17 protein-coding genes and 1 tRNA gene are annotated in these 14,406 nt (G+C 47.7%); 11 read left to right on the top strand and 7 right to left on the bottom strand.

What is annotated here, in order from left to right; genetic code table 11:
- Nucleotides 1-12: 12 nt before the first annotated feature.
- Entirely contained in the window at nt 13-459 is a 447-nt protein-coding gene (locus QUA47_RS27690) for a translation initiation factor (RefSeq protein ID WP_333433131.1), read from the top strand.
- 88 nt (nt 460-547) lie between these two features.
- Here the strand turns inward: QUA47_RS27690 and QUA47_RS27685 are convergent.
- Together QUA47_RS27685 and QUA47_RS27680 are read right to left on the bottom strand one after the other, a co-directional pair.
- Nucleotides 548-632, bottom strand: a tRNA-Ser gene (locus tag QUA47_RS27685).
- Nucleotides 633-666: 34 nt separating this feature from the next.
- The gene (locus tag QUA47_RS27680) at nt 667-1,584 is read right to left on the bottom strand and encodes a TIGR04168 family protein (RefSeq protein ID WP_333433130.1); all 918 of its coding nucleotides are present in this window, start codon (nt 1,582-1,584) and stop codon (nt 667-669) included.
- Between the two features lie 211 nt (nt 1,585-1,795).
- Here QUA47_RS27680 and nadA point away from each other — a divergent pair, with 211 nt between their 5' ends.
- From nadA to QUA47_RS27640, 8 genes are all read left to right on the top strand, one after another.
- The gene (nadA, locus tag QUA47_RS27675; RefSeq protein ID WP_333433129.1) at nt 1,796-2,764 is read left to right on the top strand and encodes a quinolinate synthase NadA; all 969 of its coding nucleotides are present in this window, start codon (nt 1,796-1,798) and stop codon (nt 2,762-2,764) included.
- 177 nt (nt 2,765-2,941) lie between these two features.
- A complete protein-coding gene (locus QUA47_RS27670; RefSeq protein WP_333433128.1) occupies nt 2,942-3,574 on the top strand; it encodes a TIGR04282 family arsenosugar biosynthesis glycosyltransferase in 633 nt (210 codons plus the stop codon).
- Between the two features lie 408 nt (nt 3,575-3,982).
- Nucleotides 3,983-4,699 (top strand): TIGR04283 family arsenosugar biosynthesis glycosyltransferase, encoded by a 717-nt coding sequence (locus QUA47_RS27665; RefSeq protein ID WP_333433127.1) that lies wholly within the window; start codon nt 3,983-3,985, stop codon nt 4,697-4,699.
- Nucleotides 4,700-4,813: 114 nt separating this feature from the next.
- Nucleotides 4,814-5,323 carry a photosystem I reaction center protein subunit XI gene (locus tag QUA47_RS27660; protein ID WP_006633219.1) on the top strand — a complete coding sequence of 170 codons (510 nt, stop codon included), beginning with the start codon at nt 4,814-4,816 and terminating at the stop codon, nt 5,321-5,323.
- Nucleotides 5,324-5,380: 57 nt separating this feature from the next.
- Nucleotides 5,381-5,497, top strand: a complete 117-nt coding sequence (locus QUA47_RS27655) for a photosystem I reaction center subunit VIII (RefSeq protein WP_006633218.1) — start codon at nt 5,381-5,383, stop codon at nt 5,495-5,497.
- Between the two features lie 337 nt (nt 5,498-5,834).
- Nucleotides 5,835-6,389, top strand: coding sequence for a hypothetical protein (locus QUA47_RS27650; RefSeq protein ID WP_333433126.1), 555 nt, complete (start codon nt 5,835-5,837; stop codon nt 6,387-6,389).
- Nucleotides 6,390-6,526: 137 nt separating this feature from the next.
- Complete coding sequence (locus QUA47_RS27645; protein WP_333433125.1) at nt 6,527-7,414, top strand: hypothetical protein; 888 nt, start codon at nt 6,527-6,529, stop codon at nt 7,412-7,414.
- Between the two features lie 187 nt (nt 7,415-7,601).
- Nucleotides 7,602-8,318 carry a DUF2996 domain-containing protein gene (locus QUA47_RS27640; protein ID WP_333433124.1) on the top strand — a complete coding sequence of 239 codons (717 nt, stop codon included), beginning with the start codon at nt 7,602-7,604 and terminating at the stop codon, nt 8,316-8,318.
- A gap of 159 nt (nt 8,319-8,477) precedes the next feature.
- Here QUA47_RS27640 and QUA47_RS27635 read toward each other — a convergent pair whose 3' ends face one another.
- Together QUA47_RS27635 and QUA47_RS27630 are read right to left on the bottom strand one after the other, a co-directional pair.
- Nucleotides 8,478-9,299, bottom strand: coding sequence for an alpha/beta hydrolase (locus QUA47_RS27635; protein ID WP_333285638.1), 822 nt, complete (start codon nt 9,297-9,299; stop codon nt 8,478-8,480).
- 99 nt (nt 9,300-9,398) lie between these two features.
- Nucleotides 9,399-10,124, bottom strand: coding sequence for a lysophospholipid acyltransferase family protein (locus QUA47_RS27630; protein WP_006633213.1), 726 nt, complete (start codon nt 10,122-10,124; stop codon nt 9,399-9,401).
- An 841-nt stretch (nt 10,125-10,965) separates the two neighbouring features.
- On the opposite strand from QUA47_RS27630, the gene QUA47_RS27625 reads away from it, so the two are divergent.
- Both QUA47_RS27625 and QUA47_RS27620 read left to right on the top strand, forming a co-directional pair.
- Nucleotides 10,966-11,280 (top strand): hypothetical protein, encoded by a 315-nt coding sequence (locus tag QUA47_RS27625; RefSeq protein WP_190741078.1) that lies wholly within the window; start codon nt 10,966-10,968, stop codon nt 11,278-11,280.
- 129 nt (nt 11,281-11,409) lie between these two features.
- Entirely contained in the window at nt 11,410-13,137 is a 1,728-nt protein-coding gene (locus QUA47_RS27620) for a succinate dehydrogenase/fumarate reductase flavoprotein subunit (protein ID WP_333433123.1), read from the top strand.
- An 89-nt stretch (nt 13,138-13,226) separates the two neighbouring features.
- On the opposite strand, the gene QUA47_RS27615 is transcribed toward QUA47_RS27620, so the two are convergent.
- Genes QUA47_RS27615 through QUA47_RS27605 form a run of 3 tightly spaced genes read right to left on the bottom strand, consistent with a single transcriptional unit; the run spans nt 13,227 to nt 14,295 of the window.
- Nucleotides 13,227-13,706: a hypothetical protein gene (locus QUA47_RS27615; RefSeq protein ID WP_333433122.1), complete on the bottom strand. Its 480-nt coding sequence runs from the start codon at nt 13,704-13,706 to the stop codon at nt 13,227-13,229.
- The gene (locus QUA47_RS27610; protein ID WP_333258239.1) at nt 13,703-13,918 is read right to left on the bottom strand and encodes a hypothetical protein; all 216 of its coding nucleotides are present in this window, start codon (nt 13,916-13,918) and stop codon (nt 13,703-13,705) included. The genes QUA47_RS27615 and QUA47_RS27610 overlap by 4 nt, the downstream gene beginning before the upstream one ends.
- Nucleotides 13,918-14,295, bottom strand: coding sequence for a hypothetical protein (locus tag QUA47_RS27605; protein WP_333433121.1), 378 nt, complete (start codon nt 14,293-14,295; stop codon nt 13,918-13,920). Before QUA47_RS27605 ends, QUA47_RS27610 begins: the two co-directional genes overlap by 1 nt.
- Nucleotides 14,296-14,406 lie beyond the last annotated feature (111 nt).

Below are 14,406 nucleotides of genomic sequence, written 5' to 3'. Positions count from 1 at the left end.
GAGTACGGCAACCTGACTCCAGCCAGCCAAGACCCCTACGGCGACCCGGCTGAGTACGGAGAGTACGGCAACCTGACTCCAGCCAGCCAAGACCCCTACGGCGACCCGGCTGAGTACGGAGAGTACGGCAACCTGACTCCAGCCAGCCAAGACCCCTACGGCGACCCGGCTGAGTACGGAGAGTACGGCAACCTGACTCCAGCCAGCCAAGACCCCTACGGCGACCCGGCTGAGTACGGAGAGTACGGCAACCTGACCCCGGCCAGCCAAGACCCCTACGGCGACCCCGCAGACGACGCCGGTACCGACTACGCACAGTTCGGCAACGTGACTCCGGCCAGCGAAGACCCCTACGGCGACCCTGCAGACTACGTAGCGGATGCTGGAATGTTCGGCAATGTCATCCCCGCGAGCGAAGATCCCTACGGCGACCCGGCGGATGAAGAAGGCTTTAGTTAACTCAGTTGGCTAGAAAAATTACCTGGTAAGCAACAGCACCCCTGCGGGGGTGTTTTTTTTGCCAGTTCTTTTTGCTAGTTCTCAAAAACGGAGAGGGTGGGATTTGAACCCACGGAACCTTGCGGTTCACCTGATTTCAAGTCAGGCGCATTCGACCACTCTGCCACCTCTCCGGGCGCATTCATTTTATCATACCAGCAATTGTCTCTAACTACAAATAGCCGCAGATTCACCGCCCCGATAAAGAATTTGTTCTAAGGCCACCGCGAAATCTGCCCCCAGCCAAACCAGAGACACTTCGGACACTGCTCCATTTTCCAGCAGGACGATCGAGAAATTCCGCAGTTTCGAGCAGTCTTTCTCCACAATTCGCGGTACGCTGGCGGCATTCAAATAAACTGTACCCTCCGCACTCACCTCCAGCGACTTCCGCAACTCGTGCTTCGTGTGCCGCAGTTTGTGGTGCATATGACCAAAAGTTACCAGCGGTATGTGCTTTCCTGTGGTACGAGTTCGATCGATCGCCTCCGCAAAATCCGGGTCGCCCCAATCCCCTCCCAGTGGCTTCCAATCTCGCCCGCAGGGGTCTTCAGGAGCCTCTCCCAACCCCGTCGGGCCCGTGTGACCCAAAAAAATCACATTTTCGCAGTGCGCCTCCGCCGCAGCTTCTGCAATGCGTCGCGCTGATTCTTCAAAACTCTCTACCCCAAACCATTCCGAGTAAAAATCCCCGTACTTCCACTCCGAGCCCCCCCAAGTAAACGGGCGGCTTCCCACCACAGTTACGCCCAATTCTGGAAAATCACGCTTCCGGTAACCGACGTGAGCTTCTCCCATTAAATCTAACTGCTGTTTTACCCAATTTTCTTGAGTGCGATCGTAAGGACACTGACTGCGGCCCCACTCTGTCGCCGTGTACCAAGCGTCGTGGTTCCCAAACACCGCTGCTTTCGGAATGTCCAATTGGGCGATCGCCCGCACCACCTCCACCGACTCATTGCCAAAATCCCCCACAAACAGCACCAAATCAACGCCCAGATGCTTCAGGGCCTCGCCGTCTTCCGGTTCCCAGCGATCGTGAACGTCCCCCACCACCGCAATTTTGATAGATTTAGCTTTATTCATTTCATTTGTTATGTGCGATCGAGCCCTAGCCCCTTCTTACTCAGCATAAGAAACAGCGACCAATTTTTGCACTCTCCCGCAGCATATTTTGGATTTTAGATTTGAGATATTAGATGGGCTCCACTGAACAGCCAGCACTTTTTGGTGAATTCAACTATAATTCAAAATACACTTTAGCTGTCTTCGCCACCTTCCCCGGAATATTCTAACTGTGTTTACCACCGCACCTGCTCCGAACTTTACTCAAACCCGACTGCCCAACGACTTGTTTGCAGCAATTAACGCCCTCAAACAAGAGTTGAACGCCGTCATTCTCGCCCACTATTACCAAGACTCCGAGATTCAAGACATCGCAGACTTCATTGGCGACTCCCTAGAACTTGCCCGCAAAGCCGCCAACACCAGCGCCGATGTCATAGTTTTTGCCGGAGTTCATTTCATGGCCGAAACCGCAAAAATTCTCAATCCCGACAAATTAGTATTGTTGCCAGACTTAAATGCTGGGTGTTCCCTCGCCGACAGTTGCCCTCCCGAAGCCTTTGCAGCTTTCAAAGCCGCTCGACCAGGACATTCAGTAATTTCCTACATTAATTGTAGCGCCGCCATTAAGGCAATGAGCGATATAATTTGCACCAGTTCTAACGCTGTTAAAATTGTCAACCAAATTCCAAAAAATCAGCCGATAATTTTTGGGCCAGATCGCAATCTCGGCCGCTACGTCATGGAACAAACCGGTAGAAACATGGAGATTTGGCAAGGAGCCTGCATTGTCCACGAAAACTTCTCAGAAAAAAAGATAGTTCAACTCAAAATTGAAAATCCCGAAGCCGAAATAATTGCTCACCCAGAATGCGAACCTCCCGTGCTGCGCCACGCTAATTACATAGGCTCCACCACCGCTTTGCTCAAATATTCTCAAACCTCTTCCAGCCAAGCTTTTATTGTCGCGACTGAACCTGGAATCATTCACCAAATGCAAAAGCAAGCTCCGCACAAACGCTTCATCCCCGCTCCTTCAACCAATAATAACTGTGCTTGCAACGAATGCCCGCACATGAGATTAAATACCTTGGAAAAATTGTATCTCTCCCTAAAAAATCAAACCCCCGAAATTACCATGCCCCTAGATATTCAACTAGCAGCCTTGCAGCCGATAGAGCGAATGCTAGAAATGAGCTAACCGCTGGCTATTTTTAAGTAAATTTATTGTGTGGTGGGTTGGGCGCGGTGATTCAATTAAGTCATTGCCTAACCCACCAACATAGATCGGCAATCTGTGAATCAGTTGTCCACTCCTTCTCTTCTCTTCCTATGCGCCTCTGGGGTTTCGGCCTTTAAAACTCATCAACAACTATAAATGATGTCCGAAAAATTGATTGTTTTCACCCGCTATCCCGAACCGGGAACAACCAAAACTCGACTTATTCCGGTGCTGGGAAAAACAGGCGCTGCCAACCTTCACCGCTTGATGGCCCAACGGACGATCGCCTGCGCTCTCTCTCTCGAAAAATCCCGCCGATTATCGGTAGAAATTCACGGAGCCGGCGGCAGCGAACAACTGATGCAAGAGTGGTTGGGAACTGATATTATTTGTCAAAATCAAATAGACGGCGATTTGGGGGCAAGAATGACAGCAGCGTTTGACAAATCTTTTAATTCAGGGGTTCATAAAACTGCCATTATCGGCACTGATTGCCCGGATTTGAAAGCAGAAATCATGGCACAAGCTTTTGATGAACTGAGCCAACACGATTTAGTTTTGGGCCCCGCTAAAGACGGAGGTTATTATCTGATAGGGTTGCGGCGATCGATACCGGAATTGTTCGGTGGCATTCACTGGGGAACGAGTGAAGTATTTGCTTGTACGCGGGCGATAGCGCAAAAGCTAGACCTCAATATTGCTTATCTTCCTACTCTTGCAGATATCGATCTACCAGAAGACCTCCTCGGTTTAGATATTAATATATTGAAAGAACTAAAGTCTATTTAAGGTTTCTCACTTATTAGGAATTATCATATATAATTTGAGAAAAATACTTGATTATTAAACCAGAAAGCCATAATATAGTAAGTGTATTTGTCTAACCAAATGCTGAATATCAGTAGTGGTTAGACAGCGCTTGGGACAATAGTCCCAGGCGCGAGAAAAAGCCAAAAATTAGCAAATAAATGAGCAACTAACAGCTCTCCTTTGTACGAAACCCGCCCTGGCAGATAAAAGCCCCATGTAGGCGCGGGCCCGGCGTAAAAAATTAGCAACTAACAGCTCTGTTTTGTACAAAACTCGCCCTCCCATCTTAAGGCCAAATGTAGGGGCGATCGCGGCGTAAAAAATTGGCTAAATAACAGATAAGCTTTGTACAAAACCCGCCCTCTCTCACGGGCTGCTTAATTCTGTATGTCGCCAGAAAATCCCACTCTCAAAATTTCCATTATCATTCCAGTCTTAAACGAAGCACCTACAATTGCGCCAGTCATCTCCACCGCCCTGGAGGCCAAAAATGTGGAAATAATTGTCGCCGACGGCGGCAGCAGCGACGGTACAGCAGATATAGCAAAATCTTTGGGCGTGCGAGTTATCTCCACCGCCCCAGGCCGCGCCACCCAAATGAATGCAGGTGCTGCTGCTGCTACTGGAGATATCCTGCTGTTTCTCCACGCAGACACTCTTTTGCCTCGCGGGTACGACGATAGCGCGCGTCGGGCACTAGCTAACCCGTCTGCAGTGGCGGGGGCCTTTGAACTCAAGATTGACGCCAGCAGGCTCAGCCTCCGGCTGGTAGAAACAGGGGTAAACTGCCGATCGAACTTTTTGGAAATGCCCTACGGCGACCAAGCTATTTTCCTCCACGCAGTTACCTTTGACAAAATCGGCGGTTTTCCCGACTTGCCCCTCATGGAAGACTTTGAATTCGTGCGCCAATTGAAAAAACAAGGCCGCATTGAAATAGTACCCCAGCCAGTGCTGACCTCCGCCCGTCGCTGGCAGCAGCTTGGGGTCATCAAAACTACCGCCATTAATCAAATAGTAATTATCGCTTATTTCCTAGGAGTGTCGCCCGATCGACTCGCTTTCTGGTATAAGAGGCAAAAGAAAAATTCTTCCAAAAACTAAAGAATAGTGAACTTTTCTAAAGCTTGCTGCCAATTATGCAAATAGGAAACACCTCCCTGCGTAAAATATGACTTGAACGCCTCAACTTTATTAAACTGCGAGGACAAACAGAATATGCCCGATCCCAGAGATGCAGAGCTTATTAAACCCTTTAACGGCGACCCCTTCACGGGTCATCTAGCCACCCCCATCAGTGCTTCTGATTTCACAAAAGCATACCTTGGGAACTTGCCCATCTACCGCAAAGGACTCTCGCCCCTAGTTCGAGGTCTAGAAATCGGTTTGGCACACGGTTATTTCCTCATCGGCCCCCAAATCGTCTTCGGACCCCTGCGGGATTATGGAGAAGCAGCTAATCTCGGCGGATTATATACAGCCCTCGTCTTAGTTCTGCTTGGCACAATAGGTCTGTCTCTTTACGGTTTAGTCTCTTTCAAACAAGACAACACCAGCTACCCTAGCGCTAATCCCATGACCCCCGATGCCCTCAGAAATTCTGAAGGGTGGAGCCAGTATACCGCTGGTTTCTTCATTGGCGGGATGGGCGGCGTCTTTCTTGCCTACTTCTTACTCGAAAACTTTAATGGCCTCGATGCCATTTTCCGGGGTTTAGTCAATAATTAGACTCGACTCCCAAATATCCCTGTTGGAACACACTAACTTTAGTTTGGAGAATTTGATATGACAGGTTCCTACGCTGCTTCTTTCTTGCCTTGGATCATGATTCCGCTAATCACCTGGCTGATGCCGGTTGTGGTAATGGGTTTGTTGTTTATCTACATTGAAAGCGACGCCTGAGCCTTACCCCTAAAGTAAGACCTAAGTTGGAAAGCCGAAGTAAGACAATTGACGAACAATTGCTCTGAAATTTCTAGATAAATCTAGGGAAAATCAGCAAAAATTGTTTTGAGATAGCTGGCTATCGGAAAACTTAGTTTCTTTACCCCCATCCCCAGAATTTATCTGTGGAGCAATCTTTCAGTTTTCTTCCTTCAAAACTCGTAATTGCAAAAAAATCCTCTGTCGGCAGGCAGAGGATTTTTTTGCAAAGAAGACAAATCATCCGATCAGAGCACACAAATTGCCAAATTCTAAGCCACAATTGTTATGGAAACCTACTAATGAGGAGACAGCGATGCAATTTTCCCCCGCACGCCGCATCTTAGCTCCATTCCTGATCTCGGTATTGCTGTTAGTGACCGCCTGCGGTCAAACCCAAGCCCCCTCCCGCTGGGACAAAGCCCAGCAGGAAAGCACCCAAAAACCTGCTAAAGCCAAGCAGACAACTGCTGACAAATCAAGTGCTAGTAATCAAAACCTGCCCAATAAGGCAGTTGCAGGCGGTAAGTTAAATAAATATTTCCCCTCTTCTGGCGGTGGATTCGATCGCGTTTTTGCTCAAGAAAAATCCGGTTTTGCTGAAGCTAAGCTGAACAAAGGCGGTAAAAATGTCGCGGTTCTCTCGATTAACGACATCGCCGGCAACCCCAACGCAGGTGCAAAATTTAAGCAAAGTACCAAGCAAATCAGTGGCTATCCCGCCGTTAATCAGGGTGCTAATGGTACCGCTGTTTTAGTGGCAAATCGCTATCAGGTGAAAGTTCAATCCCGCACTACCTCTTTTACCGCTAGCGATCGCGAAGCTTGGCTGTCAAAATTTAACCTGGGCGGCCTCGCCCGCCTCAAGTAGCAATCTCTTTTGTCAAACTCCGCGCCCGACTCAAGTCTGGCGCTATCACCACTAAGTCTGCCACAATGAGACTGTGAAGTTTTGCAATCTGCCAAAAGTAATACCTTTGATTTTCGTTCCAGCATAAGGAGTTTTTTGTGAGCAAAACAGTCTTTGAATTAGTCGATCAACTGCCTCAAGACAACATGACTGTCAAAGCCCTGCGAGCGCTTGACTTTGTGGTTCCCGGCGAGTGGAACAATTTAGTTGGCTTTGAAAATACAATTCGCACCGTTACTGGCGAAACTGACGAAGAACTGATTCAGCAAATCGGCGAGCGCGCTATCTACCTCTTCAACGATAAATCAGAGGGCTACCAGCGCGCTCTTTGGCTCTACCAAACTATTGACAACGCCGACAAGGCTTTGGGCACTGCCGCCCTCGCTAATAAGGTTGCGGAAAATGTCTCGTTTTTGTCGTTCCTCGGCAATATCACTCCCAAGGCAGAAAAAGCTCAAACGATCGACCTTTCTTTGAAGTTAGTCACTGAGTTGCTCGCGTTTTGCCAAATCAACGGCATTCCCGGCGACAGCATCGGCGATTTTGCCGCATCCTTGGGTGACTACGGCGGCGAATCCCTGATGCGGATGGCTGCTTTGGTTTGTTTTGACGGTTTGATTCCTTTGGGGCCAGACTTTATCATGGCAACTCAGTCTTGGATTCAAAAGCTCTCTCCTAACGATTTGCAGTCCAATCCGTCATTTAATGCCATCGGCGGCATGATTCCTGGGGGATCTCCCGCAGGCCAACTCGGCTTTATCGGCGAAAGCTTTAACTCGGTTTCTGGCTGGATGAGCTCTTTTGTGAGCGATCGAGGTTTGACTCCCCAAAACGTACTCGGCAACTTGCAGAATTTTATAGAAATTTCTGCTGACAAGGTGGACTACGTGGGCGCATTCCTCGATATGACTACCAACTACTACGAACACACTGGTGTTCAAACTCTCGCCCGCCGTTTGATTGAACGAGCTGTCGCTGAGATTTAGAATAACCAAAGGAGTTGTGATATTGGCAGGCGATCGCCCTCTGAGAGTGTTTTGAGTTCAAATTTTTTGGAAAGAGCAATTCTCTCTCGGTTGGTTTTCGATAAGCAGTGTGCGCGATCGCAAAAGTCGATCGCCCCCACCTGCACTCACCACTCCTTTTACCGAGCACTTTTAAAAGGAAGCGTTAATGCCAGAAGAACCGCAAAACCCTACCGCTGGAGAATCAGAAACTCCCACTGCTTCGATCGAGAACGCCCCGAGTTCCGACGAACCCGAGACAAGCGACTTTCCCAGCACTGACAAGCCTCAGCCCACTGCTAAAAAACCCGCAGCCAAGAAAGAACCGAAAAATCCTACCGCTGGCGAATCCGAAACTCCCAGTGCTTCGATCGAGAACGCCCCGAGTTCCGACGAACCCGAGACAACCGACTTACCCAGCACTGACAAGCCCCAGGCGGCTGCTAAAAAGCCCGCAGCCAAGGCCGAAGGCGACAAGCCCCCAGCTAAAGCTAAAAAGGAAAAAGCACCTGCTGTTGAAGACAAGCCCTTTGCGGAATTTATTCAACAAGATTATTTGCCCGCTTTGCAAACTGCTTTGACTAAGCAGGGCGTTAAGGATTTAGAGGTGAGTTTGGCAAAGCAAAAACTCCCAGTTGCGGGCATGAGTTCCGCCGGGGATTGCTGGCAGGTAATTGGGAAATTCCAAGAAGGTCAGCGCCAATTTAACCTATATTTTCCTCAAGAAAATATTCAAAGTCAAAGGGCGTTTTCCTGCGCTGACAATAATACCAAAACTAGCACTTTAGAGCCTTTTTTGATAGATGAGCGCAAGGTAACACTAGACCTCATGGTGTTTGGTGTCGTCCAGCGGCTTAATGCTCAAAAATGGCTAAATCTTAATTAGTCAGTAGTCATTAGTTATTAGTCCTTAGTGGCTGGTTTTCGGACACTTACTAATGAGTGTCAGGGCGGGTTAATTGTAATATAAACTTTACCCCTCGCCCAATCTCTAATTTGGCCCTGACTGACTCAGAAGAGAGAAGTCATAGCTAATGACTAATGACTAATGACTATTGACTAAAGACAGATTTTCTTCTGATTTTGTCAAAAAATTGCGAGCTTGCATTATCCCGTAAAGGTTAACATCTGTTTCTAACAAACAAGCATGACCGCTGTTAGCCAGCAGCACCATTTCAGCATTGGGAATTACCTTGACTAAAAGCTTCGCTTCTACTAGGGAAGGCAGCAGCCGATCGGCACCGCTAGCAATTACTAGCGTCGGCTGCTTGATGCCACGCAACTGATTTTCGTCAACATTAAACGATCGCACTAACGCCAATCTCCACACAGACGTGTTTTGCGGTACCGCTTGCATCGCTTCTAGCAACGCGCGGCGATCGTCGCGCCCAATCTTTCCTAAGGATGCTAATATCGGCAATAAACCGATTACCGAGAGCGGATAAAGGTTGGCGGGCAGCCACTGAGTCAGGTACGAACCCCACTGCACCCAAGGCTGCTGTCGAAAGGAAGAAGCTGGATTGACTAAGATTAATCGATCGCACAATTGGGGAGCTTCTAACATCACTTTCATCGCTAAACACCCCCCAAATGACTCGCCGCACAGATAAACCGGCCGCTTCGGCTTTCCGGCTTGCTTTTCGGCTTCAATTAAGGCAATTGTTTCCCCAACCAGTACATCCCAACTAGGCCTATCGTCCGCAGGTAAAGTTAAGCAACGAATGTCGAAATGATTGGCTAATTTAGGAATTTGGGATCGCAGCAGCAAACCGCCCCCGTCCATACCGGGCAAAAATACAAATAAAGGGCGATCGGGTTTCGGGGGTTTGGGGGTTAGGAAACGAACCTTATTGTTAGCATTTGCCATGATTCAAGTCAATCGATTTTAGATTTTAGATTTTAGATTTTAGATTGGAAATCTCACACCAGCCAATAGTCAACAGTCAACAGTCAACAGTCAACAAACTTACAAACAACCTCGTTGGAGTAATTCTGCAATTTCGCCCTGACAGTGGTCTGTGAGTTCAGCCACAACTGCTTTGGCTTTTTTGCCTTGATATTGCTGCTGTCTCTCTACAGTAATCCAGTAAGGCTGGCCGATTAAAACATTAACTCGCTGATAAATTATCACAGGATGCCACCCAGAGCGATCGAACAGCGGTTCCGAAGGATCAAACAAACTCAACAACTTGAGCGGTACACCCGATCGTACCGAGTGTTCCTCAAAAGAACTAATCGCCACCGGCAAAACTGCCAAATCCCGCACCGGCGCCCGCAAAGCCAAATGAGCAAATCCCCGCTGAAACTTCCCCACAGTATTTGGCCCAGTCACCTTCACCATCGGTTCTGCACCCTCTGGAAACACCCCCACCATCTCCCCGCTTTGCAGCAGCGCTGTGGCTTGAGAGAAAAAATGCTGCTGTCGGTGCTCGGGTGCTTCCAAGGGGAAAGCGCCGAAAGTCGTGACAATTTCTCTCATCACCGGAACTTGACCCATGTAATGATGACAAGCAAAGCGGATCGATCGACCCAAAGCCGCCGTCAGCAGCACAGGATCTAAGAAACTGCGGTGATTGCTGACCACCAGTACCGGGCTCTCTTGGGGAATCCGGTCTTCGCGGTACATAAACATCTGCGTTCCCAAACCGGCCAGGAAACAGCGCGAAATCAGCAATTTGCTCTCTGAAAACATGGGCCAAAAGACAGGTGGGACACTATAAAGGTTGATTCCATTGCCATGCAGCTTAACATTACTTTACCAACTCGGGGCTCCCTCAAAAAGTAGACTTTCCCCTTATGCCTTGGTTTGGTAATCCTGGACGCACCGGTGGCAATCACGTTGGTTTTTTCGCGCGTTTATTTCTAGTCAGGCGGCCAAAACCCTAAAAAAACCAGGTTTCTAGGCCTCGGAGTTCGTCAGCTAACTGTTTCGGCCGAATTTCCCAGTCAGAAGCAAAAATTTATCAAGTGTTGTGGCAACTTATCAGGAAATTGGGTTGAAAACCCCGTCGTTATAGGACGGCTTTTTGATACAATAGACATGGTTGTAATTCCCAAGGTGGGCGGTTGTGAAGCGGCGCCATCGTCGGCACCCTAGAACCTGAAAGCTTTTTGAGAGCAAAAAGAAGGGTAGCGAAAACCTTGTAAAACAGAGCTAGGGAATCAACGCATTCTCACCAGAAAATCAATAATTTGTTTCAGTCAAGTAGGGTGGGGCACACCCGAACTCGCTTGCTCGTATCAAGCGTACGCTTTTGGAGATAGGCTCTCTGGGGTGGTTGTGAGTTAAGCTGGTCAATTGGTGCAATTGCACGGTTGAAGAGTTTAAGGATTGCCGCAAGGACACAGCGCTTAAAGGTCAGTCGATGAATTAAGAATCCCCGTGCGTTCACGCTGGGGAGTGTCAATAAAGAATGTTTACAACAACCCCAAAACCAAGTTGCGGCAGCTAAACTTAGAAATTTACAGTCGGCATTGACGCACTGTCAAAGTATTTTTGGACAAGTCGTAATAGCAATCTCGCGAGGCATCAAATGAATAACATCCAAAACTATCGCCTTAGATGTACGCTCACCTTTGGCGACATTTACGGTCAAATCATTGTTTGGCTGATAGTCATCTTCCTAAGTCTAGCGTCGGCACTCGCCTTGTGGAGTAGCGCCCGCCAAATCTTCGCCTTGGCTACCGTCGGCTTGATTTTAGTGCTGTCTCTGCCCTTCTTGCTGTTTGCTTTCGTTACAACTCTGCTAAATAACATTGAAGTGCTTGCTGTAGAACCCGGTACGGAACCTCAACCTTCTGCAACGGGAAATCAGTCGCTTCAGAATCCTGCCGAAAGCGCCGGCTAGTCCAATTTGAGATTTTAACTTTTGATTTTCCATTCAAATCAAAAGTTAAAAAACTTCCTGCTCTTTTGGTAGGAAGTTTTTTTTTGCGTCACCATAAGTTGAGCAGAACACTCAAAATAATTAAAAAAAATGCTAGAACACGACGTAATCATTGTAGGCGGCGGTTTAGCAGGTTGCCGCGCCGCAGTAGAAATTGCCCGGACTGACCCGAGTTTAAAGGTAGCTGTGGTCGCCAAAACTCACCCGATTCGATCGCACTCCGTCGCAGCCCAAGGCGGCATGGCCTCCAGCCTGCAAAATGTCGATCCCGAAGACAGTTGGAAAGCCCACGCCTTCGACACAGTAAAAGGTTCAGACTATTTAGCCGACCAAGACGCGGTAGAAATTCTCACTCGGGAAGCACCCGGTGTAATCATAGATTTAGAACACATGGGAGTCCTCTTCTCCCGCCTCCCAGACGGCCGAATTGCCCAGCGCGCTTTCGGCGGACATTCCCACCGCCGCACCTGCTACGCCGCCGACAAAACCGGTCACGCCATCCTCCACGAATTAGTCAACAATCTGCGCCGTTACGGGGTTCACATCTATCAGGAGTGGTATGTCACGCGCCTGATTTTGGAAGAAGGTCAAGCCAAGGGGGTAGTGATGTACCGCCTTCTAGACGGTCAAATTGAGGTTGTCCGTGCTAAGGCGGTGATGTTTGCTACGGGGGGTTACGGCCGAGTTTACAATACCACGTCGAACGATTACGCCTCCACCGGAGACGGTTTGGCGATGACGGCTTTAGCTGGATTGCCGCTGGAAGATATGGAGTTTGTGCAGTTTCACCCGACGGGTTTGTATCCCGTGGGAGTGTTGATTTCCGAGGCTGTGCGGGGCGAAGGCGCTTATTTGATTAATTCAGAGGGCGATCGATTTATGGCGAATTATGCCCCGTCGCGGATGGAATTAGCGCCCAGAGATATCACTTCGCGGTCAATTTCCATAGAAATTCGCGCCGGCCGAGGAATTAATGTTGATGGTAGTGCCGGCGGCCCCTTTATCTACCTGGATTTGCGGCACATGGGACGCGAAAAAATCATGAGCAAAATTCCTTTTGCTTGGGAAGAAGCCCACCGTTTGTTAGGAATTGATGCCGTAAATCAGCCGATGCCCGTGCGGCCTACCGTTCACTATTCAATGGGGGGAATTCCTACTAATGTTAGCGGGCAAGTTCGCAGCAGTCCTGACAGTTTGGTGGACGGTTTTTTTGCAGCGGGCGAAGCAGCTTGCGTGTCTGTTCATGGCGCGAACCGTTTGGGCAGTAATTCGCTGTTGGAATGCGTAGTTTACGGCAAAGTTACTGGCGCAACCATAGCACAATTCGTACAAAATCGCAAGTTACCTGCCGTAGACGAACAGCGTTATATTACGGAAGCAAAAGAGCAAATTCAGGCACTTTTAGAACGTCCGGGAAAATACCGCATCAATCAAATCCGGCAGCAGTATCAAGATACTATGACTGAGTATTGTGGCGTATTTCGTAGCGCCGAATTGATGCAGGAAGGTTTAAAGAAATTGGAGGATTTAGAGCGACAATATGAGGAGGTTTACTTAGATGATAAAGGCAAGTTGTGGAATACGGAAATTGTGGAAGCTTTGGAGTTGCGTAGTTTGATAATTGTCGGGAAAATGATTTTAACTTCTGCTTTGAACCGACAGGAAAGTCGGGGAGCTCATTCGCGGGAAGATTTTACTGAGCGCGATGACGGCAATTTCTTGAAGCATACAATGGCGTATTATTCGCCTGCGGGAATTGATTTGGCTTATATGCCGGTGGCGATTACGATGTTTGAGCCGCAGGAGCGGAAGTATTAAGTTGTAGGGTGTGTCAGCCCTTAATAAATTTTGTTTTTTACATGATTACTCAATGGCTGACGCACCCTAAATTACTACTGGCTGCATATTCAAACAACCATGATATACAAATATCCGTTCTGGTAAGCCTTTTTTTTACTATTCGTAAACTTAGCTAGATAGTTGCGTACCTCAATTACCTCTGTTAATCCTGAAATTGACAAGTTGACTTCCTCAGAAAGAAAACTTTTTGAAATCTCTGAGCAACACTTCTGTAAATATTCTGTGAGTTCAGTGCAAAATTTAGTGAGAGCCGTCTCATTTAGTTGTTGTACTTGACAGATATATGCTGTAGCAGACAAGCCTGTCAAAGCAGTAGTATCTTTAGTTTTCTCCTCACTCGGTATAGTGTTATTCGCAGGCTGTTCAGTAATGCCTACTTTTTCAAATGTTTCAATAAAATGATCGAAAATTTTTACAACATCAGGAACAGATATTGAAATTGGCGTTTCGGCGAATGCTTCTCGGTTGTAGACAATAAATGAGTTGTTCTTCTGTAGTTTCAGCGAAAAATTTAGAGTATATTTCATGGGTCTTGAGGATTATTTTCTCTAGCTACTATTGTGATTTTGATACCATATAAATTAACGGCTTCGCGTGCGGTTTTCGCAGCGGAACGACAGCGAATGATAATTTCAGTTGCATCGGGAACAGCGCGAAGTTGAGCACCGACGATTTGATCCAAGATTGGACGAGTGAGGTGGCGATCCTTAAACTCAAGGGCTATTTTTTGCGAAGCCATTAGTAGTCACCGTTAACAATAATATTTCTGAGGCGAGTGGCTACATTTTTTGCTCCTCTTTCGGTTGGAGCAATAATGTGGATCACACAGTCAATTCCACCATCTTTACCAAAACGTTCGTCTATGCTATCTGGTGTAAGTAATGTGCCAGACACATCGGTCAACTCAACTGTCTCAAAACCTTTTAGCCTCACCATGATGCGTTTTAGCTCATCATGCTCAAATTCATAGCCCCTTTGACTGGGCGTTGGTGTCTCGAAATGCTCAAATTTATAGCCACTTTGACTGTCCGTTAGTGTCTCGACAGGCTTAAACTGCTCTACTTTGCCGGGGAGTTCAAAAAAATTTTTGACCCACCCTACTACAAGTTGAATCATAATAGTTAGCGCTGAAAGTGCTAGACTAGAGTATTATATAGCAATCCTATATGAATTGTGAAAAGGCATCAAATCTTTTCAAGTTAGGAAAATTGAAAAGATTATATTTAG

It is taken from the genome of Microcoleus sp. MON2_D5 (assembly GCF_036701905.1).
Classification (GTDB): domain Bacteria; phylum Cyanobacteriota; class Cyanobacteriia; order Cyanobacteriales; family Microcoleaceae; genus Microcoleus.
The sequence above is the reverse complement of the archived record's forward strand: the minus strand, read 5'-3'. Positions and strand labels throughout refer to the sequence as shown.